Raw genomic sequence first — 21,016 nt, forward strand, 5'->3', positions numbered from 1 at the left:
AAAGGCGGCCAGGGCTCCACGGGTGGCCGTTTGCCATGCTTAAATTTCGCACCATGACTGATGCCCGGGATAAGCAGGGGAATCTTCTCCCTGACGAAGATCGCCTTACTCGTTTAGGCGGGTTCCTGCGCAGCACCAGCTTGGATGAATTGCCCGAGCTTTTCAACGTCTTGCGGGGCGATATGAGCCTGGTCGGCCCAAGACCGCTCTTGATGGAATACCTTGATCGTTACACACCCGAACAGGCGCGGCGGCACGAAGCTAAACCCGGCATCACCGGCTGGGCGCAGGTTAACGGACGGAATGCCCTGACGTGGGAGGAAAAATTTCAGCTGGATGTCTGGTATGTCGACAACTGGAGCCTCCGATAAAAACGAAATGTATCTCAACATTAGGACCAGTTCGGAAGGTCCTCAAATGGTCATTAAGGTGCATAGACCATCCCCCTTCCTTAAATCCCCGTTTCCTCCCAGCCCTCACTAAAGGACTGAGTATTGTAAACGACATTCATATACGGGGGGTTGGCTCCCATATATTGGTATGATCGATGTATCATATCGCATATCAATTCGCTACTTCTGTCCCTTACTCCCTAAAAGCTCTCCTGTTTCCTCAATCAGCCTTCCCAGATGCGTAACGAGCCAACTATTGTCCGCTGACGTCACCATCGCCAATGCAGCTTCTAGCTCCTCCAGGGCTATGACCCCCTCTCGGATGGCTGCCTCAAGAAGCTGGGGCGTTTGTAGATACCGATTGCGGCCTAGCAGGCGCAGCGCCTCCTGTTTTGTCCGGCCTCTTTCGTAGGTGGCAAAAGCCCAGCCGCGATGGGATGCCACGGCCAAACAGGCTGCCTCTCCGTCGGCCAAGACCGTCCGGAGATTTACATAATCTTGCAGTTCATCGATGCCCTCGACATGTGTTTCGTGTAAGGCACCCCGTCGCAGCTGCTCTTCCAGGACTGTTCACTGGTTCGGGTGTGTGATCTCCTACGTCACATTTTCTACTACCCAGAACCGGAATACCATGGTGTCTAGCACATGAGCGAAACATTCCAGTTCAATCAAGTCGATGATAACATTGGCATCAATGAGCACATCCACACCTAACCCTCGCTTTCGGGACCTAAAGGCTCCGATGACACCTCGATCTTCTCCAGCATTGGTTGGAGCTCATCTAGATCAAACCCCGCCAAACGCGCGAGCTCGCGGAATTTCCCACGGGAGATGATCTCGAGTCGGAGCGCCTCCAGAGCCAGATGCAGGATTCGCCGGCGGGCAAGGCGCAGCTTGGCTGGGATAGCAGATCGTCCCTTATCGATATGATCCGTGTCCGCTTCCTGGATCTTATGGCTATTTTCAATATCCATATTCATGCCAAGGATGCGGGATAGTGCCCGGCCAGATCCATCTTGCTCGGCAGCCAGAAGATTATCCCGCTCTTTCTCAGTGATTAGTTTAAGGTTAAAGAGTCGCCAAATCATAGCCAATCGGCTTACGCTAAAGTGGTTAGTCAATAGACATACATGCCAGAGTCCGATCCCCGATGTTTCTGCTCCAAGGCGTCCCTCCACAAACAGGACATCGCCTTCCGGAGGAACGACGGCCTCTCGGGGTCTGGAAGGAAGCCCTTTATTTAGTCGTAGCAGGTAATCGCGGATGCCATCCTCGGGCATGAGAAAGGCCGCAGCGAATGCGTTTGCGCGGACCTCGCGCAATTCGTCGCTTTCCTCCTGGCGGCTGACAATGCCCTGCCGGTCGTGATCCATCAGGGCATGGCAGTACTCATGGGTGAGGGAGAAGCGGCGCCGTTCAGCAGCATGGCTGACATTAACCCCGCAAACGACGCTCCCGTTAAGGCGAATTGTAAAGCCGGAGAGTTGATCAGGCAATTCCAATTCCAGGACAGTGATGCCCTGATTTTCCATGAGGTCTCCCATGTCGTCCACGGGCGCGGAGCCCAGCTCCAGGCGCTGCCGCTCCTGGTGTGCCAGGTGTTTTCCCTGCTCCACTGCCTCCCACCGTCCTCGAAGAGAGATAGTGGAGAATCGCGGAAGAATCGCTGTCACCCGTTCAACCCCGAGTAGATGCTCAAGGTTATCGATCTCCCGGGCCAGTGCAATTCCCTGGCGGATTGCCTCTTTAGTCTCTTCCTGGTCAGTCGTCTCAGGCAATGCACGCAAGAGCACCGAGACCCCATCTGCTGCAAATTCCGAGTCGAAAAAATCACTTGGCGAACGGCCATAAAGGTAAGCCAGGCGTGCCAGCTCCAACCCGGACACTTTTCGCTTCCCTGTCTCTATCAATGCAATAGCCGAGCGCGCAAGTCCGAGGAATTGCGCTGCCTCCTCCTGCGTTAAGCCCGTGCGTTCCCGAGCCTCCTTAAGCCGTGCAGCAAGGTCTTTAGACGTCAACATAAAAATCCCTCCATTCCGAGTATAAAATATGAACACTATAATGTCAATATGGGGATTCCATGTTTTAAATTAGTGCGAATTGCTGGTCTACCTCTTTTCGTGCATATGAATGGACAAGGATAATCGTGATACGAGTCGAATACCGTACGTGAGTGTATGCGGCTGAGCGGCAAAATCGCTGAGGGAATGGATCCATCGTTGTTCTCGGGTTAAGAGAACGACACAAAGGCTAGGCATTGTGGTCATGGAACGATTGGGAATCGACACGGCCACCACATTCGACCAGTATTTCCGGCAGTATAGGTTTAAGGTTCCGGAAGTGACACTATCCTGAGGACCAATTCCTCCACCGCCGCGGCCACTTCCGCGCGGGATTTACTCCTCCATAGGCGCAAGAGCCCATCCAGGTAGGTCATGACTGGCCCGCGGCGCAGCCGCGTGTGGGCAAATTGGTTGCTGTAGCTGCGGAGGCAGCCGTAGCAGCTGTCGTTATAGCCACACCCGCACCGGCCGCTGACGCGTTGCAGGGCAGCCTCCACGGCGCTTCGCATGGCCTCCTCGTCTTCGAGGCGTGCCACCAGACCTGCCCCACCGGGCACATTATCATAAAGGACGATCGGCGGGATATCAGTTCCTTCCGCATATCCTACGGTTGTGCTAATGTCTGTGGATGGAACCTCAAGCACTTCGCTGACACCGCCAACTAAGGCGTAGGCCAGTGAATAGCCGAACCAGAGCATCTCCTCTTCCTGCACTTCTTGCAACGGAGGTCTGCTCAGGAATCTCATCAACAGAACATCTGTCGTAAATTCATGTCCCAGCATATAAAGCTCAAGTTTTCCCGCGCATGGACGCCCAAGTGGTGTCTTGTGCTCGCTAGGCCGTGTCTGGAAGCCCGCGCCGCATTGTGGGCAAATATAGAATCCGTTGCCGCGCTTCCCTTCACAGATGATCCCCATCTGCCCGGGAGAAGTCCTGGTCACCTGAATGACCGGGGCCTGGTCAGGCATTCCAATAGTCTCCTGGTGGGAATCGAGGAGTTGGATGAAAAATGGGCGTGTGCTGAACACCCTCTCGGGGCGTCTCTTGGGTTCCTGTGGGCCCTCCCGGCTTGTGATAAAACCGAACTGAGGAATGATATATTTCCGCCCCGATGTCATGTGATCGCAACACCGCTCCATCGGCGGAACCTCGCCGGGATGCCAAATATCAAAACGGTTGTGTTTTGTGCACTTCCCGTAGTAATGAATATCCCAGCTTCGCTCGGTCACCTTTTTTAAGCCATACGAAACCCAGAGCTTTTTATCAGCTACTACTTTACTAGATGGGGCGAACTCAGCGATGGCGAGGCCGAGATCCCGCTGAAGCTGCACCCCTTGAACATTGAATGTCATGGTTTGGGTATCAAGGCTCACCACATCAACGGGAAAGCCATATTTCGGAATGACAGCTTTTCTCGATAAGAAAGAGAGGACGTCTTCGTTCTCGAGAGTTAATGCCCGGTCCTTGGCCCACTTAGCGTCCAAGTATCTTTTCCGCCGAGTAAATTCCTCCTCGGCTTCCCGGACTCGCCGGTAATCGTCGGCCAGCTCCAGTTCGGCCTGTGCAAGGCGGCTGCCTTGTTCCATCCCCGGCTGATCCCCGGCCTGCCCTGCAACATATTCGATCCACCGCCCATCGGACAATCCCATGATTTCATGCGCTTCCGGAGGTATCCCGGCGCGAAGAGCTGCCTCTACTTCTTCCCTGCGGGAATATAGAAAAGTCTTAAGGTCAGCGGTAATGCGCGGCTGCGCAAGGTCTTGAAGAAAACTCCTTACAAAGCCAAATCTATCCTTGTTTGAGCGGAAGAAGTAGGAAAGAGCCACCGCGGTCATATGCCGGGCAAGGATTTTAGGATTGACCAGTTTAATGGCAAAAGGTTTGGTGGTGCCACATAGCATTCGTTCGGGTTCTGCAAAATGATAGAGGTCATGAGGTGAGCGCCGGCAGTACGTGACGGCAAACCCTGGATGACCCGGCCTGCGCCCCGCCCGACCAATGCGTTGCGCATAGTTAAAGGCTTCTGGAGGGACATTTCTCAAAAAGACGGTGTCTAGGTTCCCCAGGTCTACGCCTAACTCAAACGTGGTAGAACAACTGAGGACATGGATACGCCCTTCCTTAAAGTCCTGCTGAAACTCGCGGGCCCTTTGATGCGTAAGCTGGGCCGTGTGCTCTTCTACCCGTAATCTCCCTGGAAGGGTATCCAGGTAAAGAATTCTGTAATGATTGGAGTCTAAGTCACCTTTCCGCGCCGTTGCCAGGTGGCCCGGGCAGGCGGGTCTGCAGCAGAGGCCAAATACAGAGGTTTGCTGGAGGAGTCCGCATGTATCGCACTGAAGGAGTTCCTCATCATTTGTGACCGCCACAAATCGCCACCAGCCAGGATTAAGTCGGGCGGCATCATTGGAAAAGAGCAAAAGGCGGTTTTGTGCCCGTATGTTGGATGGAGCGGACCTGATCGCCTGCCAGATCTCCTGCAGGGTGAGCACGGCATATTTCTGGGCATCTTCTTCCCCCATTCCTCGAAAGGCCAGCAGTTTTGCGAGAAGCCGCGCCCGGCTGCTATTTGGTCCATCCCATGCTTTTATGCCTGCTTGCCCTCGTGAAGGGCCCGTTCGAAAAGCGATCTGAGGGGATAAATCGAGATCATCCCATGACAATGTGATTGGATCTCCTGTGGTTAGCTCCACTGCCCGCCCTTTTCGCATGGAGTTCAGTAGCGCCAGCATAAGGTACCGGGCTTCGGATTCATTTAGCCGCCAGGGGTCTTGCAGAAGTATGTCCGGAACTTTAATCCAGTTGGGCCACTGCACGGTCCAAAAGCCCAGACCTAGGCCTTCTAGAGATATCCGACGCTGATCGGTCATGAATTCGCGGTAGATGGCGTTCCACGCCTCGCGCGTCAGATCCAGCTGGCTGGCCTCAGGAGGAACCAGGTCGAGTTCCCTTACGGCGCTGCGAAGCTCTGAGGCCAGATCATGTAAGGATACACCCTCAGGCGAAACCTGACTGAGCTTCCTGGCTGTGGTGAGGATCAGGCGCCGGTAAAGGACATCCTGGTAAGTCCGGTCTAGATACCATGCGAAAAATGCCGCATCCTGGCGCCCATCGGCGAAGGCCAGGATCTTTCTTCGGTTTTTCGGCAGACGGGAATACAGCATTGTGGCGATCACAGCGTTCGGTCCATCGGCGCCATGGACCACCTCTTTTACTGGATCTGCGCCCTGATACCCGCAGGTGCTGCAGCGTGACAGCTGGTCTTCATTTGTTTCCGAAGGACGTTGCCGTATAAGCTCCAGTGTGGTTCCATGCTTACAGACGGGGGGCAGCCCATCCATCCAGATGGCCCCGCAGCGTATACATAGGTGGAAAACCTGTCCGGTTCCGGCATCGTGGCCGGCTTTTGTTTCATCATCGTCTTCGCTTTCATCCAGATCCTCACCGTCCAGTGGTTTGAAAAAAGTTACGCCAAAGTCCTGGCTTCCTAAGTCTCGAACGGCCTCCTTCAGATGCCCGCTGCGGGAACCGCCTTCGATCCTGCCCACGAGATAATGCTGTCCACATTCGCGGCATAGCGCGATCTCGAAGCTGGCAGCATCTGCCGCATCTCTACGACTGAGCGATACGGACGGACCCGGAAGATATGAAACAAAGGCCCCCTCCAGGGAACGCAAAAATAGATGATATCGGGAAGATAGCAGGGGAGGCCGTAGCTTCGGGTCGGTCACCCGTGCATGCGGATCGCGCGCCAGGGAGAGCGCCAGGATCAGTGTTTCCAGCGCTTCTAGCCGCCGGCCTTCCGCTATGTCGGGGAACACATGATCTGCCAGATCCCTGGCCTGGCATGGCCGATCCAGAATCAATCTTCTTAACAGAGTAGCCCGGCGATCTTCGCACAGGATGGCCCCTGCCATAATCTCTGCTGTGTCTTCCCCTGAAGGGATGCTTCCACCCAGTCGGTTTGCCAATGCAACCAGCGCATCGCTCCTTGATCCCCTTGAACTGCGGGGGGACTGCAACGCCTGCGCGATAAGTTCATAGTCCGTATCTGTGAGCCGGTAGCGCCCCACCTCGGGCAGGGATTCCCTTTCTCCAAGAACAACGTCGTCCGGCTCAAAAGGTTCTCCGCCAAAAAGCGCCGAAGCAAAGTTGCAGACTGCTGATCGGTCTTTTTCGCCCCCGAGTAATGTTGCGCTGGTTGCAATGCATTGCAGGCGCGCCTGACGTCCGCCTTCGCGCAGCCTTTGCTGTAACCTACGCAGGAGCATGGCCATCTCAATTCCGCGGGTTCCTCGGTACTGATGAGCTTCATCCAGAATCAAGAAATTCCACCACCGTGAATTACCCTCATCAAAAAGAGGGCTGTCGTCGGGCCGGATCAGCAGGTATTCGAGCATGGAATAATTGGTCAGCAGAATGTGGGGAGGAGATGCCCTCATTTCCGACCTGTACACTAACTCACCGGGCAGACGGTCCTGTAGATGTTCCTCGGCGTGTCGCCTCTCATCCATCTCGTCCTCAGGCGTCTCCCCAATATACTGGCCAAATGTAAACCGGAAGTCTGAACCGTTCTCCTCGAGTCGACGAGAAATCTCGCCCAGGCGGTCTCGCTGATCATTAGTCAATGCATTCATTGGGTATAGAATCAGTGCGCGGACCCCCGGGCCCAGCTTGCTTGCGCGAAATTGGCTGTATAGATGAAAAAGAATGGGCAAGAGGAATGATTCTGTCTTGCCGCTGCCAGTGCCTGTAGCCACCACTACGTTTCGTCCCATGGCGGACTTTCGGATCGCGTCCTCCTGGTGTTTATAAAGAGGGCGATCTCCTTCAATGGCTGCCAGGAACCCTTGGTCGGGACTCAGCCCAAGTTCAGCGCAAAGCTGTCTGGGGGTGCTGCCGCGAACGAACGCGGGCGAAGCCTCAAGAAAGGGGCCCTTCACCAGTTCTTCCGATTCAAGGGCACGCGCGAAAGAGTCCCGCAAGGCCCGGTCGCGAAAATAGAAGGTCGTATGAAGATACTGGCGGTATCGCTCAGAGATATACTTGCTCAATGCCAGAAGCCCAAGTTGAGACTCTTTCATCACGTTTTCCTCCTTGTGTAACTAACTGGGCTGGGCCATCCATCAGTCTTCCGAGACCCACTGCCCGCTGGCGTCTCGGTATTCGCCCTGCCATTTGGGGCAGTAATAACTGGCTCTTTCGCGTTCAAACTGCGCCTGCTGTATGGACTGTGGGATTCCCCATTGCTTACGGCTGCAATAGTAAAATATCATATAACGTCTGGCAAAGTCGCACGTAGAACAGGTCTTGTGGTACTCGGGATCGTCGGCGCAAACCGGCGTGAGTTCCGGCTCGTCCACGCGTTCCTCGTGCTCCGCACGTTTTGGCTCTCCCGCGCCTTCTGTGTGTTTCGCGTGTCCCGGAGTGTCCGGCGCATAAATTCCTATGCTGCCGGCGGCCAGCTCGCCGCCGTCGCGGCTGACTAGCCAGATCTGTAATTGACAGTGTCGGTCGTTGAGGATCTCTTCCGAGTCGGCGAATTCTCTAAGCGGAATCTCCACATACCTATGCTTTCTTAGGTTATAGGATCGCCTCTTGTCTCCGCTGAATCCAGCCTGCACCTGCTGAACCTGGCCGGCCATTGGCGGGACACGCACCCAGAGAGCTTCTTGGGATGCGGGATGGAACCATGACTTCTCAAATCGTATGACCTGGTCAGTCCAGTCCGAATCAGCCGGTATCTGGCCACAAAGGCCTGCCGCCCACCAAACCCTTTCCAGAGTAATTCTTATTGGCACCGGCTCGCCCTGCTGGCTGCAAAGGCGCCATTCTTCGGTTATATCATATTGCGGAATCGCCGGTAGTTCGGCGATGGTTGTGTTTCTATCATGCCTCAGAGACGGCCGATTGCCCTGCCTGGCGCCGGCCCACTCGATGCGGCTACCAGGCTCTATGTCGAAACAAATGGTCACCGCGGGGTGACCGTCCGTCCCGGGAAATATCGGGACTGGATCCGGCATAATGCGGACCTGTCTAAGACCGGGGGCATACCGGAAAGCCAGGCGTGCAAGCTCGTTCTGGCATATATCATAAACGACTGTCCAGAAACACCCTCCCATCCCTTCGAGGGGCAATTGCACCCCCTCGCTGAGCCAGCGCCGGGAGACTGGGAGCTGTCGGCCGCCGGGCGCGATCTCGGCAAAGCTGGCCAGGGCCAGAGCGCCCTCGTCCAGACAACGCAACGAAGGTGGGGCGGCTACGAACAGTGGCCCCATCTCGTGGTCACGGTCCCAGCTCGGTCGGGAGCCCAAAAGCTCGAAATTCTGTGGCTCGGTGCCCGCTAAAGTAACCGTTTGCCCGGATGGTTTCCGAAAAGTGATGTTCTTTCTATCTTGATCTAGGTTGAAAAAGTAAGCCATAAATCCCGGAATTGAGCATGGTTCTTTCCCGGCAAATTGGATGGCATCTTCCTCATCCACCCGCCACTCGCCAGGGGCAATAACTGTAAGCTTGCTTGCCCTTCCGATCTTTTGGCATAGCGGCAACGGCTTCGCTTGGCCGTCCCATCCCCAAAAAATGTAACAGGGTTCACCAGCCTGGCGGAAGGATCTGATGTCAAGATTGGCTTCCTTGCCTTCCCCCCAGCGAATGACGACGGTTCCATCCAAGTGCGGGATCGGCCAGCATCCGAAGCGGCCGGGTGATTCTGCTAATTTCCGTTCATCATGGTCAACTCTCAGCGCCGGATCAGCTAGCAAGCGATCGGGAATCCGCACCCCCACAAGCCATTCACCGCTTTGTTTCCAACTTACAAAGCGAGGCCGCGGGGCTCGGTCCGCCTCCAGAGAACATAATTCGTGGCCTCCATCGGACCACCATTTCTTAAACGCGTCCCAAATCCGTTTATACCGGTAAGAATCCGGCCATCGATCAGGGAGTTCTGGCTGGCCGGCGCGGCAGGACGAGTCCAGTAACTCCACGGTATGCAAGATAAAATCCTCCGCCATATGGCCGCCATATTGCAGGAACCTGCGGATAGGTTTGTCGACCCACATTGCTGGGGCTAACTGGTCGGTTTGAAGCATCTTAGCGCGTTTATCTTCCAGCCGGCGTAATTCCTCTTCAAGGCGGCTTTTCTCCTGTAATGCCTCATCGGGATCTAACTGTCTGTTGGGCTGATAACTGGGCGTTTCTTCAATCTCATGCCATTCACGCTGGAGGGCTTCATAAATCTCATTTACTTGGCGCATTTGTTCTTTTTCCAATCCAGGGTCTTCGCCATTCAGGCCGGGCGAACCGGCGTTTAGACCGGGTATATTTGTCTGTGCTAGCAGGAGATCTCTCCGCCGCCTTTTCTGCTGTAAAAGCCCCATCAGGCTTTCAATCTCTTGCTCCAGTTGGCCGGCTTCTGCCGCCGCCTTCTGCGCACCCTCATACCGTGCCCTGGCAGTAGCGATCATTCGGCCCTCATCCTCCAGGACCTGTTTGTGAATCATCAACTCGACAAGTGCTCCGTGTGCCGTTTCAAAAAGTCCAGCCGCCTTCTGCCATTGCCCACTTTTGAAGAGTTTTCGCGCCCCTGGGAAAGCCTCCAGTTCCAAGTCGATCTCCCGGCTTAAAGCGTTCTCCTTGCGGGCTAACGACCGCCCATGCAAAAACGTTCCCGCCAGTAAAAAGCGCCCACAATTATTAGAGGAACTCCGCTGTAATGGGCAGCGGTCGCCGAACCCTTGGGAAGCTTACCTAGCCATGAAAGCCAACCTGGCAATGAGGCCCCACTCGGCCATAAGAGTTCGCCTGGCCATGATATTATCAATATCGCGCCGGCAGCAGCCGCGAAAGCGCCCATCAGACTCAGGAATGCGCGCCATGGCCGCGTGCGCCGTTGCGATTTCTGGAGCACTTCAATGGCTTCTCTCCATCCTTTTATTCTTGCAGTTGCTATATCCGGAGTCCAGGAGGCCAGGGCGAAAGAGAATTCTTCTCGCCAATCGGTTTCAAAAAGAGCTTTGCCAGCATCGCGGAGTCGATTCGCAACTGCCGACCCTTGTTCCTGCAGCTCCTCGAAACGCTTCTCCATGGCGGTCAGAGCTGGCTTAGAGTCCTGCGACTCCCCTGAGCATTTCTCTATAATGGCCTTGGCCGATTGAGGTGGCGCATGGCTTTCACGGCGTGCCAGTATAGCCTCATCGCCGGTCGAATAAGCCTCCTGACGGTTCTTTGCCTCTACCAGCTGTTCCATAAGCCCAGCACGTTTTGTAGCGAGGTTCTTAATTTGCTTTTGCAGGTCCAGGGCTGTGCTCAGGGTTTCAAGCAAAGGCTGGAGAGCAGCCATTCGGGCCTGAAGATGGATATATTCATCTAAACGCTTGATATCCCGTTTACGCTGGTCGATTAGGCGGGATAGCCTATCTATCTCTGTTTGAATGTTTCCTGCGCCTTCCCAGCAGGCGCGCAATTCCTCCAGTTTCTTGAGGATGCTAGAATCCTCAGTTATACCCTTTGCGACAAAAACGCTCCAGGCTATATTTTGGAAATACTCAGGTAAACAGCTTTCAGGGATGCCGCCATGAAGGAGGATAGGTGTTACGTACTTGAAACTGTGTGTGTCATCCAGCCCGGTTAGCGAAAACCGGCCTACTACAGAAAGAAAGGCCTCTCCCCAGTCTGTTTCGCAGTGCCTGTCCCTTTCCCCTGTTGCGTTGTGAACGGCAGTCCAGAAATCTCCCTCCTGATAGCCGCGGAGCCCCTGCCAAACAAGAAAAAGGGCCAGACTCACAGGAAACTGGCGCGATAGCATGTCCCTAAATGACGCGACGCCGCGATCGACATAGCCGGGTGCGGCATCGCCATATGCATAGACGGAGGCGGCGTCGGGACGGACATGCTCCGAAACGAGCCGGTCAAGAAGATCAATGTCCTGCCGGGAAACAGGGAGTTCCCCCAGAAGCTGATAGCCGCTGCCCCCGCTGTTTTCGAGGATACCAGCGATCGTTTCCTCACATTGAGAGATATTCTGACAATCCTCAAGCACCTTTGGAATCCACCCCTCCTTGCCAGCGGCTCACTCAACTGCCTTATGGTTAAGAAGTGGCAGTTAGGCAACAGCTTTTCGGCACGCGCAGGGTTTTTACTTTTGGTAAAGTTTTCACTCTTTTAGAAGATTAGATATTCATATTGCACTTTCCTGCCGAACAAGGGGGTGGTCAAGTGGCTCTATCTCCTTCCCAATATGCCAGGAATCTTCGGTTCGAGCTTAGACTGTCTGGCCCTGTTGATGTTATGGCGGTGGCGAAAAGGCTTGACATCATGGTATTTGAAGAAGATCTCAGTGGTTTCGAGGGTTGCCTACTTCGGGCCAACGGGAAGGTCTGTGTTTGATAAACTAAAAATTGATATTAAATGATAGCATATGCTATGCATATATGATACAATATATTAAGGAAGGGATGTCAGTGTTTCGACCTGCCCGAATTGGACCTGATGATGTAGCCTCAGTTGATGAGATAAGAGGATTCTTGCAACAGGTTAGGGCCGAAGTTGCCTCTCCAGGCAGGTTCAACCTCGTCCCTCGCAAAAAGAATCTTGATGATATAGCGAGGCTTGGTTTCACCATGAGCGTTGTCAAAGATGAAATTCTGGGCCTTACGTACCGGGATTACGACCGGGGTCCGCTAGTAGATGATTCTGGGGAAGGAGAAATTTGGGAGTTCATCAAAACTGTTGATGGCGTTCAGATATATATAAAGCTTAAGACCGACAATAGCCGTGGTTGCGTGTGTATATCATTTCATGAATCTAATGGTCCATATAGGCTGCCATACCGGAAGTAAGGGCCACGTGGAAAGCAGAAGCTATATGAGAAGGAGGGATTACGATGGCTTACTGCCCTAAGTGCCGAATGGAAAGACCCTGCAAATCGGTAAAACGCTTGGAAACCTATCCGGTTAAGGGCGAACCTATTACAGTCATGGCAAATGTGCTGGTATGTGCCGTGTGCGGCACTGATATTTTCGATGAGGCGCTAGACGCTGAAAACCTGGCTTTGGCCTATTCACAGTATCGCAATCAAAAGGGATTGCTAGGTCCTGATGACATTCGAAGGATCAGGAAGAAGTATGGTCTCTCCCAAAGGGGAATAGCTAGCCTTTTGGGGTGGAGTCAGGCTACAATAGCCAGATATGAAGGTGGAGCAATTCCCAGTATTCCTCATAGTGAGCAACTTCGCCGGTTCGATGACGATCTGTTGTATGCTCAAGAGCTTTTCAATATGGGGAAAGATAAACTGGGTAATTATGAGAGAAGGAAGGCCGAGAAAACATTTGGTTTTCTTAAATTGGCGAATAGGCCGCAAGACTTTCTCCAAGACCTTATTGTAGAGTATATTTCTAGGCTGTATTCGGCATATGAGGACTCATTTAGAGGAAGGCGTCAGTTTGACCTGGATAAGCTGACCAATATGATAATCTTCTTTACGGCCATGAGTAAGAATATGGTAAAGTCCAAGTTGCTTAAGCTGCTATGGTATTCGGACTTCCTCTCCTATAAGCGGTTATCTCAGTCCATAAGCGGCACAGTATATTGCCACAACTATTACGGGCCAATCCCATTGGCTCATGAGGCTATTATAGAGTATCTAACGGCAAACGATATCGTAGCTCTTAGGCCATATGACGGCCCGTACGAAGGGGACTATATTGAATCATTGGTGGAATTCGATAATGGCCTCTTCGGAGATGAAGAATTGCGGGTATTAGAGGACGTCCATGAAGCGTTTAGGGATTGTAGCGCTGCTACCCTTAGTGAAATAACGCATAAGGAGATTGCCTATGCAGATACCCAGCTCAAGGAACCAATATCATATGAATTTGCTGGAATGCTGACGGCAATTAAATAAATGGTGCTGCGACGAGGCCGAAGCAGAAATGCATGAGGCTAATGTAATTACCCCGGTTTGATGGACACGAATTTAGGCGGCTAGGCTCTCTCGTTCATACTCATACGGGCTCTTATACCCCAAAGCAGAGTGTAAACGAATCCGGTTGTAGTAGAACTCGATATACTCGTAGATGCTTTGCCTGGCCTCTGCCCTCGTCCGATACCGGGTGAGATATACCAATTCGGTCTTAAGTGTGTGAAAGAATGATTCCATGCAGGCATTATCATAACAGTTCCCTTTCCTGCTCATGCTGGGTATGAATCCATTCTCTCTAAGAATCTCCTGGTAATCATGGCTTGCATACTGGCTACCCCGATCAGAGTGATGGATAAGCCCAGCTAAGGGCTTCCGCCGGCCCAGTCTCTCGCGCTATATATAGAGCAGCTGACGTCCTCTCCGTCAGCTCAGCTCAGCTCAACGCCGGCGGCAGCACGATAGGAACCCCGCCAAACTGTTGGGTAATGAATGATATTATAAAGGAACTATATGCCAGAAGCGGAGCTGACAGATTCTCAGATTGCGGTTGGATATCTTCCTCCTTGACAGGCCTGGGGTAGACATAAGTTCCCGTAACATCAAGGTCGAGCTTGAAAGGGCCTTCCGGCCTGAAAAAGAGTCTTTCCGTAAGCCTTAATTTCACAATCCGATCGGAGGTTTCTAGGACGCTGATCGCATTTTCTCTAACCAATTCGGCATCCGTCGTCTGGTCGCAGGAAAGCTGCTGCGCATTCAAGCTGGTGACCTCGAGCGACGCTAACCGTATTTCATCTCCTTTGTCCACTGGTTTTGGTTGAGCAACCTCAGCAGAGGGTCCTGGTTTCCTTCTCGCCATGGATTATTACCCCCTAATCTCCGGCCTTCGCGGCACTGTCCGCCATCCTAGGGATTCTTTGATCCGACTAGCATATGCCATAGGGTCGGGTGTCCTACTTTCATGCTCCTCCAACCGATATGAGGGATCAATCCTGATGACGGTCTGCCTAATAGTAGCCGGTGTTCTCCATGAGCACTGTTTCATAGCTTGATCCATAGCGAAATTCCCTGAAATCAATGACAATACATACTGGTTCAGGCTTACACCTTCTGCCGCTGCTGTGGTCGCAAGGCGTCTATGCAGGGATTTAGGCATTCTAAGGGTGAATTTCCCGCTATATTCCTCCTGAGATCCAGATGGAAGGGGGATATTACCCCCGCGTTTAGTTACTGCGCGAAACCATGCAGCCTTAGCCCCTTTCAGATTTTGCAAAGCCTCTTCGGGCGTCGCGCCATCAGAACAGCAACCGTTGAGCTCGGGGATTTCCGCGAGCCATCCCCCGCCATCTTCTTCAGGAATAGGCGACAAGACTGTTTTATAATCCAGCTGCAGAAACTCATCAAGCTCCATATCCTTATTCTTCCTCCTCGGACACGATATCTTCGATTCGGACACGATATCTTCGATCATCGTGATCAATTTCTTGATGTATGTGCGCTTAGCTCTGTTGTTGTGGACTGGAACAGTTAGAGCCCCATCAATATCTGGGTGTGACACCGCCCAGTGACTATCACCATCGGGGAATCGCATGTAAACCCGTAATATGTCAAGATTGTGACTATAGAGCTCCAGCGCGCCCCCTCAGGGTTATTCAGGAGCCGCAGGAATCGCTTTCTTATCTTGGACAACCGTTAGCTACCCCCAATAGTATGTGAGTTCTAACCGTATATGATACTAGATAGGAGCGGCATCACCGCATCACTGCACCACATATGATACCATAATGAAGACTATGGTTCAATAGCCGATTTTAGCCGATTTTAGACATCAGCCGATTTTGGATTCCCGCTCTGTGCATCTATTGAAGCGGGGCCGGCGCATTCTGAAAAAAGATTCAACCACACCTCCATTAAGGGCGGGTCAAGTGTCAGAGTCTCCATGATAGTAATGTCGGCGCCTTATGGCTGGCATTTGATCCATGGATATTTTGGCAAGGTAGACTTGGGTTTCATGATACAGTGGAAGCAGGGATGTCTACTCAGCTATAGAATAAGAATAGGGGATGGCAGGCTGTCATGGGGCAGTAAGGCTTTCAGCTTATGATAGCCATGATAGGGGGCGAACAATATGCTGAAATGGACGGACGATCTTTCTATTGGCATCGGGATCATCGATGAACAGCATAAAGAGCTTTTCAAGAGGGTCAACAACCTACTGTCATCTATGAGCCAGGGCAGGGGAAAGGAACAAATAGGCGAAGTCCTGAACTTTCTTAGCGACTATGTAGAAACTCACTTCGGCACAGAAGAAAAATTCATGGGAGCTCATGGATATCCAGAGGGAAAGGCGCATAAAGGCGAACATGGTTCATATATCGAAAAACTCTCTGCCCTCCGGGAACGGTTTGGCCGTGAGGGGCAAAGCTCCCTTCTAGCTATTGAATCCCAGCGTCTTCTCGTAGACTGGTGGCTGAATCACATAGGCAAGACGGACAAGGCTTTGGGAGCCTTTTTGAAGGAGAAGGGAGTCTGAATATGCGGTCGCGTCTACTGCAAATCGCGAGGTATTTCATTTTCTGTTGGCCATTGCAGTTCTTATCCGCGCGACCATGGGGCCGCCGGTGCTATTCCACCAGGCGTCGTGGGCTTCATGGCCGGCCATTTGTCATGCTCAGGTTTCGCACTATGCTAGATGTGCGGGACAAGCAGGGGAATTTGCTGCCCGATGAGAAACGACTCACCCGGCTGGGGAATCTCTTGCGCAGCGCCAGCTTGGATGAATTGCCCGAGTTTATCAACGTCCTATGAGGCGACATGAGCCTGGTCGGTCCGAGACCACTCCTGATGGAATATCTTGACCGCTATACACCCGAACAGGCGCGGCGCCATGAGGTCAAGCCCGGCATCACCGGATGGGCGCAGGTGAATGGCCGCAATGCCCTAAGCTGGGAGGAGAAATTCAAGCTAGACGTCTGGTATGTCGACAACTGGAGCATCGCGCTTGACCTCAAGATCCTCTGGCTTACTTTGGTTAAGGTGATAAAGCGCGAGGGCATAAGCGCGGAGGGGTGCGCGACGATGCCGGAGTTTAGGGGAATCCAGGGGGGAGTTCGGCCTAATCTTTGGGGTGACATTATCACAGACCGATAACAAATCCACGCTATAGCCTTTTGACTACAGGCCCTAGTTGGCTTACCATAGAGTAAGAAGGTTGGGAGGTATAGAGGAAGGGGATCGGGAGGTGACCAAAGTGGAAGGCACATATGTGTCATCAAAGGGGCAGGTCGTCATACCGAAAGCGATTAGGGATGCAGCCGGTCTTAGGGTTAGAACCAGACTCAAAGTTACTTTGAAGGAAGACGGGATCTTGCTTACTCCTGTGCGTGCAGCGGCTGTCGATGCTTTATATGGACGTTTTGGGGGGCAAGATCTTATCGCCGATCTGGAAGCTGAACACTGGACCGAGGTTCAGAGGGATTCCGAAATCGGGGCGCGGCGAAGGGAATCCGGGCTGAGGGGAAGCCCCCGCAGGCAAGTCCAGCGAGGGCTCTTCCACATAGTTATTCGCCGTTTCAGTCTAGCAGAAACGATCCATCGTCTGGTTAGCCTTTAACTGTCCTGTTAAACATAACCTGAGCATAATTCTCAATGTCATCGGGTATCAACATGTTGTATTTCTGCTTCACAGCGTTGAAATACTCGCCGATAGCTTCTTTGGGGATTATGCGGTCAGAATGAGCATCGGCAGGCAGATTGCCACGCGTTTTCAGCCAAGGCGTTTCAGCGTGTGTAAACCTCCCCAGTATTTTCCCACTGTAGCAGCAAAGATTTTGGATAACGCTGTCAATGATAGCCTTCTCCGAATCTGTAAATACAGAAGCATCAAACTCACCGTTACTCTCAATGGGGTCAAAGTGGTAACCAGAATAGCGGTTGTAGATTTCCCGGTAAACCGGGCCGTGCACCCACGCCTCGCAATCCTCCGCAAACAGGAAACTGCCATTGAAAGCATAGTAGAAACCCTGGATATAATATAAGGCTTTCTGTAATGCCAAGGGCGTAATATCTTCGCAACGAAACAGCAGGTAGTCAACTACTTTATCCACTTTGGAGGTCACAGTATCGGAGGTCCCAGTTTTTTGTCTGTCAAGCAACTCCATTGTGGCGCGTCTGCTCTTTTCATATGCAACCTGAGATTTCAGTCTCTCTTTATTTTTTTCCAGCAATGATAGATAAAAGGCCGGTTCATCGTAGATTCTTCGTAGCATATCAGAATATTGCTTAGTCGGCATATCTCCATCGCAATAGCGGGTAAATGTCATCTCTCCCCAGCCTAAAAGCAGAGATAGCGGACGTTTTCCAATATTATACTTCCGTGGAATCTCCAAGATCTTCTCAAGCGAAATTATACCTTTCTTCTGACGATAGGCATCATACAGCGCTTTTAGGTTTTCATCCTCAATCTCTGCTACATATACCTCGGCGCCACATTCGGCACATATCGCTTTCTTTCCGGAATAATTGTATTCCTCGCCTTTCAATGTGCCCTTCAGGGAAACATTTTCCATAGAATAGGCGACATCTTTCCTGCATTCCTCGCAGAAGGTAGTCCTCTTATTCATAAAGCATCCCCCTTTCACTTCCGACCGTTACCGAAACAGGTAACTGATCGGCTTGTTACGCTTATGGAATGATACGACTATCACACGACTCCGTCCCGCAAGGTTTATAATGTTGAATTTGGTATAGATATCTACCAACTCCTCGTTGCCATCAAAGTTGAATAACTTAACTTGTGGACAGAAGACGTATAAAATCTCATGTTCAAATCCTAGCTTCGTATTTTTCAACGTATGACAGAAATCCTCTGGCTCGATTTCTAAAAGAATCTCTTTCTGCCTCTTTCTGCCTCTTGCTGGTAAGATTGTATTCGTTTATAAAGTCCGCGTTTTGCTGCCTATTCTCATTCCTCGAAATAACAAACCGGTTCTCTCTCACACAGTCTTGTATTGTACGTAAGATGGTGACAATCTCTTCTCTGGTATAGCTCTGGTTATAAAAGGGATTCATTGCATCACCCCTTTGTGATGCAAATGATACTTTATTATATGCCATTTGTCAAGATTTATGTATTAATCGGTGCATCTATTCTTCGAAAAATGTACTTCGGTCCCTGTAAGGGTCTGGTGATATCTAGAGAGTCTGTCATGGGGATGGCAAATACAATAAGCCTGCGGAACCAGGGCCGGGGTGAGAGCGGCCTGTGGCTTTCCCATGAGGAACTCGGCTATAATTACCGCATGGACGAGCTTTCAGCCGCCTTGGGCCTGGCCCAGATGGGTAGGATAGAGGAGATCATAGCTAAGCGTGAGCGGGTGGCGGCTATGTATAGGGAGAGGCTTTCCAGGATACCGGGTAGCCTGGGGTTGCGGTTGCCCTTTATCGCCCCTGAAGTTACGCGGATGAGCTGGTTCGTATATGTGATCCGTGTGGCCATAAATGAACCTTCACCCAAACGACAGGCTGAGGTACGGGAGCATGTAATGAGCCGCCTGCAGGAAGCTGGGATCGGTTGCCGCCCCTACTTTACCCCCATCCACCTCCAGCCCTTCTACCGGAAAAGGTTTGGCTTTAAGGAAGGCGACTTCCCGGTAACAGAGCTTCTGGGCCGGACCAGCATAGCCATCCCGTTCCATAACCACCTGACGGAGGAGGAGATAGACTACGTGGCTACAGTCCTCGAGGAGGCCCTCGAGGAGGTTTCTTTTTAGTCCCTGTAATCCGCAGGATTTGAGCTATGGGGCTGCAAGTCCAATAGTCGCTAGGCCTTTGTCAGCATTTTTGCCATATTCGCCCCCCGAGGGTAAGAATCTTCAACGACCGGTGGATGATCTATCGCAATGGGGATGAAAGGGAGGCGATACACTCCCTAAACAGCCGTGGATACTATACCATATAGAGTATGGTTCCCTGTGGAAACATCCTTTCAATTTGGGCGTTAAAGAACCCCTGGAACTCCGCCATTAAATCGTCAGGATAGACATATTTGCCGTACCCGAATTGTCCGTACTTGAATCTGCGTTCCTTTTCGTCCAGCGGAACCTCTGTGCCAGGATATGCTTGCTGAATGATTCCCTTGGATCTTGTGGTGAAACGGTGAGTTATGAGTTCAAAAGTAACGGGGGTACCGCCCGGTATATACTCCCTTACTGTATCCAGCAGTCTCCCGTATTCCTCGTGCCATCCGCGAAATTCAAATATGGGGCCGATTAGGAACCCGAGGGGGTATCCCGCTTCTAGTACCTTTTTGGCCGCCTCTAGCCTGAATCGGAGCTGCGGCACTCCGGTTTCGAATCTCTCAATCACAGAGTTACAATTGATGCTAAACCTGATTTCGGTTTTGCCTCTATGGTCGACTCCTAGCAGACCATCGATATCGGTATATTTAGTTACAAATCGGAACCTCGCGTCATTCAGGAAGGCGAAGAATTTGACTGCCTTTTGTATGGAGCCCGTCCAGCTTTCCACAGAGATGGGGTCCGACGTTGCAGCGCCTTCAAATATCGTCGTTTCTGGTCTGCGTTCATCTACATACTCCCTGGCCCGATTCAGGATATCATCTACGTTTACATAGACCTTAATATAGGGCCTCCTTCCAAGGTTAGTATTGAGATAGCAGTACTGACACAATCCAGGGCACCCGGAGGTCAATGGCAATTGATAATGGGCAGATGGTTTGCAGGTCTGAAACTCCCGCTTTTGCCAGACGAGTACCACTATTGTCCGTTTGGCCGCTAAGAAACCCTCTCTGAATGTTTTATGCGAGGATACAGGGATCCTCTTTTCATAGATTAGCGTTCTTATCCCTTTGGCTTCGAACCGCTTCATGAGTTCGTTTCCCAGAGGATAGGAAAGGGCATTTCTCTGAATTAACGCCAACTTCGGGATAAAAGGACTCATAACTATCACCCAATATACTATTGTGTCCAGGGCGCAAAAGAGAAATCGCTTCCTGTATTGTATATCGGAATAGTAGAGTATATCGGAATAGTAGACCCTTTTCGCCGCGGAAATCACCACAGGTTGCGAACCTCAACGTCACTGAAGGAATGTTCAAGACTATGGGAAATTCGCTGCCAAACTGATCGAACGACACAGGAAAAGACCCTGGGATGGCGAAGATATAAGAAATTCATGAACCTAAAGGTAGAGGCGGCTATCCCGGACTTCACCAGCGCTGGCCCATTTGCTATGCTCAACTATGAAGATGCCGTATGGAGATGTCCTGTCTTCCGGTGAGCAGGTAAACCGGCAGGAAAGAATACTCAGAATTGGCAAGCCAGAAGGGAGGTAGGCGGCTCTCCTCCCTTACGGATAGGCGCGCTCTGCTGGCGATTTTGACAGCAACCCAGGATCAAAGGTGCGCAAGGAAGCCAACTTACCTAAACACCATTGCTCCACGCTGGATATTGAGGAGGCTCGGTTCAATGTATATCATCGATCGGTTCGAGGGCGATTGGGCAGTTATTGAGGGACCAGAGAACATAATGCTTAACCTCCCGCGGGAGATCCTTCCCAAAGGGGCCAAACCCGGTGATGTTTTATCTATCATCGTCACGATTGATGAGGCGGCGACAAAGGAGAGG

General features: G+C 52.0%; 18 protein-coding genes and 2 pseudogenes. 9 read left to right on the forward strand and 11 right to left on the reverse strand.

Features of this window, described 5'->3' with window-relative positions; translation table 11 throughout:
- The coding region (locus HPY52_15890; GenBank protein ID NPV81715.1) for a sugar transferase at positions 1 to 371 on the forward strand (371 nt) is incomplete at its 5' end.
- A gap of 201 nt (positions 372 to 572) precedes the next feature.
- On the opposite strand, the gene HPY52_15895 is transcribed toward HPY52_15890, so the two are convergent.
- From HPY52_15895 to HPY52_15915, 5 genes are all read right to left on the reverse strand, one after another.
- Positions 573 to 866, reverse strand: coding sequence for a hypothetical protein (locus HPY52_15895; GenBank protein ID NPV81716.1), 294 nt, complete (start codon positions 864 to 866; stop codon positions 573 to 575).
- 236 nt (positions 867 to 1,102) lie between these two features.
- A complete protein-coding gene (locus tag HPY52_15900; GenBank protein NPV81717.1) occupies positions 1,103 to 2,413 on the reverse strand; it encodes an ImmA/IrrE family metallo-endopeptidase in 1,311 nt (436 codons plus the stop codon).
- Between the two features lie 305 nt (positions 2,414 to 2,718).
- On the reverse strand, positions 2,719 to 7,539 hold the full coding sequence (locus tag HPY52_15905) for a DEAD/DEAH box helicase (GenBank protein ID NPV81718.1): 4,821 nt from the start codon (positions 7,537 to 7,539) through the stop codon (positions 2,719 to 2,721).
- 42 nt (positions 7,540 to 7,581) lie between these two features.
- Positions 7,582 to 10,113 carry a hypothetical protein gene (locus tag HPY52_15910; protein NPV81719.1) on the reverse strand — a complete coding sequence of 844 codons (2,532 nt, stop codon included), beginning with the start codon at positions 10,111 to 10,113 and terminating at the stop codon, positions 7,582 to 7,584.
- Positions 10,095 to 11,492, reverse strand: a complete 1,398-nt coding sequence (locus tag HPY52_15915) for a hypothetical protein (GenBank protein NPV81720.1) — start codon at positions 11,490 to 11,492, stop codon at positions 10,095 to 10,097. Before HPY52_15915 ends, HPY52_15910 begins: the two co-directional genes overlap by 19 nt.
- 176 nt (positions 11,493 to 11,668) lie before the next feature.
- On the opposite strand from HPY52_15915, the gene HPY52_15920 reads away from it, so the two are divergent.
- The 3 genes from HPY52_15920 to HPY52_15930 all read left to right on the forward strand — a co-directional run bounded on the left by HPY52_15920 (position 11,669) and on the right by HPY52_15930 (position 13,355).
- The gene (locus tag HPY52_15920; GenBank protein ID NPV81721.1) at positions 11,669 to 11,839 is read left to right on the forward strand and encodes a hypothetical protein; all 171 of its coding nucleotides are present in this window, start codon (positions 11,669 to 11,671) and stop codon (positions 11,837 to 11,839) included.
- Positions 11,840 to 11,913: 74 nt separating this feature from the next.
- Positions 11,914 to 12,291: a hypothetical protein gene (locus HPY52_15925; protein NPV81722.1), complete on the forward strand. Its 378-nt coding sequence runs from the start codon at positions 11,914 to 11,916 to the stop codon at positions 12,289 to 12,291.
- 68 nt (positions 12,292 to 12,359) lie between these two features.
- Positions 12,360 to 13,355, forward strand: a complete 996-nt coding sequence (locus HPY52_15930) for a DUF4065 domain-containing protein (GenBank protein ID NPV81723.1) — start codon at positions 12,360 to 12,362, stop codon at positions 13,353 to 13,355.
- 72 nt (positions 13,356 to 13,427) lie between these two features.
- Here HPY52_15930 and HPY52_15935 read toward each other — a convergent pair whose 3' ends face one another.
- The 3 genes from HPY52_15935 to HPY52_15945 all read right to left on the reverse strand — a co-directional run bounded on the left by HPY52_15935 (position 13,428) and on the right by HPY52_15945 (position 14,781).
- The gene (locus tag HPY52_15935; GenBank protein ID NPV81724.1) at positions 13,428 to 13,646 is read right to left on the reverse strand and encodes a transposase; all 219 of its coding nucleotides are present in this window, start codon (positions 13,644 to 13,646) and stop codon (positions 13,428 to 13,430) included.
- Positions 13,647 to 13,806: 160 nt separating this feature from the next.
- Entirely contained in the window at positions 13,807 to 14,229 is a 423-nt protein-coding gene (locus HPY52_15940; GenBank protein NPV81725.1) for a hypothetical protein, read from the reverse strand.
- Between the two features lie 6 nt (positions 14,230 to 14,235).
- Positions 14,236 to 14,781, reverse strand: coding sequence for a type II toxin-antitoxin system HicB family antitoxin (locus HPY52_15945; GenBank protein NPV81726.1), 546 nt, complete (start codon positions 14,779 to 14,781; stop codon positions 14,236 to 14,238).
- Positions 14,782 to 15,498: 717 nt separating this feature from the next.
- Here HPY52_15945 and HPY52_15950 point away from each other — a divergent pair.
- From HPY52_15950 to HPY52_15960, 3 genes and pseudogenes are all read left to right on the forward strand, one after another.
- Positions 15,499 to 15,903, forward strand: coding sequence for a hemerythrin family protein (locus HPY52_15950; protein NPV81727.1), 405 nt, complete (start codon positions 15,499 to 15,501; stop codon positions 15,901 to 15,903).
- A 134-nt stretch (positions 15,904 to 16,037) separates the two neighbouring features.
- Positions 16,038 to 16,520: pseudogene (locus HPY52_15955) on the forward strand (sugar transferase).
- A 100-nt stretch (positions 16,521 to 16,620) separates the two neighbouring features.
- Positions 16,621 to 16,983 carry an AbrB/MazE/SpoVT family DNA-binding domain-containing protein gene (locus tag HPY52_15960; protein ID NPV81728.1) on the forward strand — a complete coding sequence of 121 codons (363 nt, stop codon included), beginning with the start codon at positions 16,621 to 16,623 and terminating at the stop codon, positions 16,981 to 16,983.
- Here the strand turns inward: HPY52_15960 and HPY52_15965 are convergent.
- On the reverse strand, positions 16,973 to 17,992 hold the full coding sequence (locus HPY52_15965; protein ID NPV81729.1) for a DUF4065 domain-containing protein: 1,020 nt from the start codon (positions 17,990 to 17,992) through the stop codon (positions 16,973 to 16,975). The genes HPY52_15960 and HPY52_15965 overlap by 11 nt on opposite strands.
- A gap of 27 nt (positions 17,993 to 18,019) precedes the next feature.
- A pseudogene (locus HPY52_15970) lies at positions 18,020 to 18,440 on the reverse strand (hypothetical protein).
- A gap of 17 nt (positions 18,441 to 18,457) precedes the next feature.
- Between HPY52_15970 and HPY52_15975 the strand changes: the two are divergent.
- Entirely contained in the window at positions 18,458 to 19,141 is a 684-nt protein-coding gene (locus tag HPY52_15975) for a hypothetical protein (protein NPV81730.1), read from the forward strand.
- Positions 19,142 to 19,316: 175 nt separating this feature from the next.
- Here HPY52_15975 and splB read toward each other — a convergent pair whose 3' ends face one another.
- Positions 19,317 to 20,330: a spore photoproduct lyase gene (gene splB / locus HPY52_15980; protein ID NPV81731.1), complete on the reverse strand. Its 1,014-nt coding sequence runs from the start codon at positions 20,328 to 20,330 to the stop codon at positions 19,317 to 19,319.
- 527 nt (positions 20,331 to 20,857) lie between these two features.
- Here splB and HPY52_15985 point away from each other — a divergent pair.
- A partial coding sequence (locus HPY52_15985) for a DUF3006 domain-containing protein (GenBank protein NPV81732.1) occupies positions 20,858 to 21,016 on the forward strand: 159 nt, incomplete at its 3' end.

The sequence above is a fragment of the Bacillota bacterium genome (assembly GCA_013178415.1).
Taxonomy (GTDB): domain Bacteria; phylum Bacillota; class SHA-98; order Ch115; family Ch115; genus Ch115.

Bases quoted from the DNA above. Each gene is read 5' to 3' on its own strand.
- HPY52_15900 (NPV81717.1), bottom strand. From the start codon at position 2,413: ATGTTGACGTCTAAAGACCTTGCTGCACGGCTTAAGGAGGCTCGGGAA.
- HPY52_15905 (NPV81718.1), bottom strand. From the start codon at position 7,539: ATGAAAGAGTCTCAACTTGGGCTTCTGGCATTGAGCAAGTATATCTCT.
- HPY52_15930 (NPV81723.1), top strand. From the start codon at position 12,360: ATGGAAAGACCCTGCAAATCGGTAAAACGCTTGGAAACCTATCCGGTT.
- HPY52_15935 (NPV81724.1), bottom strand. From the start codon at position 13,646: ATGAGCAGGAAAGGGAACTGTTATGATAATGCCTGCATGGAATCATTC.
- HPY52_15940 (NPV81725.1), bottom strand. From the start codon at position 14,229: ATGGCGAGAAGGAAACCAGGACCCTCTGCTGAGGTTGCTCAACCAAAA.
- HPY52_15945 (NPV81726.1), bottom strand. From the start codon at position 14,781: ATGGAGCTTGATGAGTTTCTGCAGCTGGATTATAAAACAGTCTTGTCG.
- HPY52_15950 (NPV81727.1), top strand. From the start codon at position 15,499: ATGCTGAAATGGACGGACGATCTTTCTATTGGCATCGGGATCATCGAT.
- HPY52_15965 (NPV81729.1), bottom strand. From the start codon at position 17,992: ATGAATAAGAGGACTACCTTCTGCGAGGAATGCAGGAAAGATGTCGCC.
- HPY52_15975 (NPV81730.1), top strand. From the start codon at position 18,458: ATGCAAATGATACTTTATTATATGCCATTTGTCAAGATTTATGTATTA.
- splB (NPV81731.1), bottom strand. From the start codon at position 20,330: ATGAGTCCTTTTATCCCGAAGTTGGCGTTAATTCAGAGAAATGCCCTT.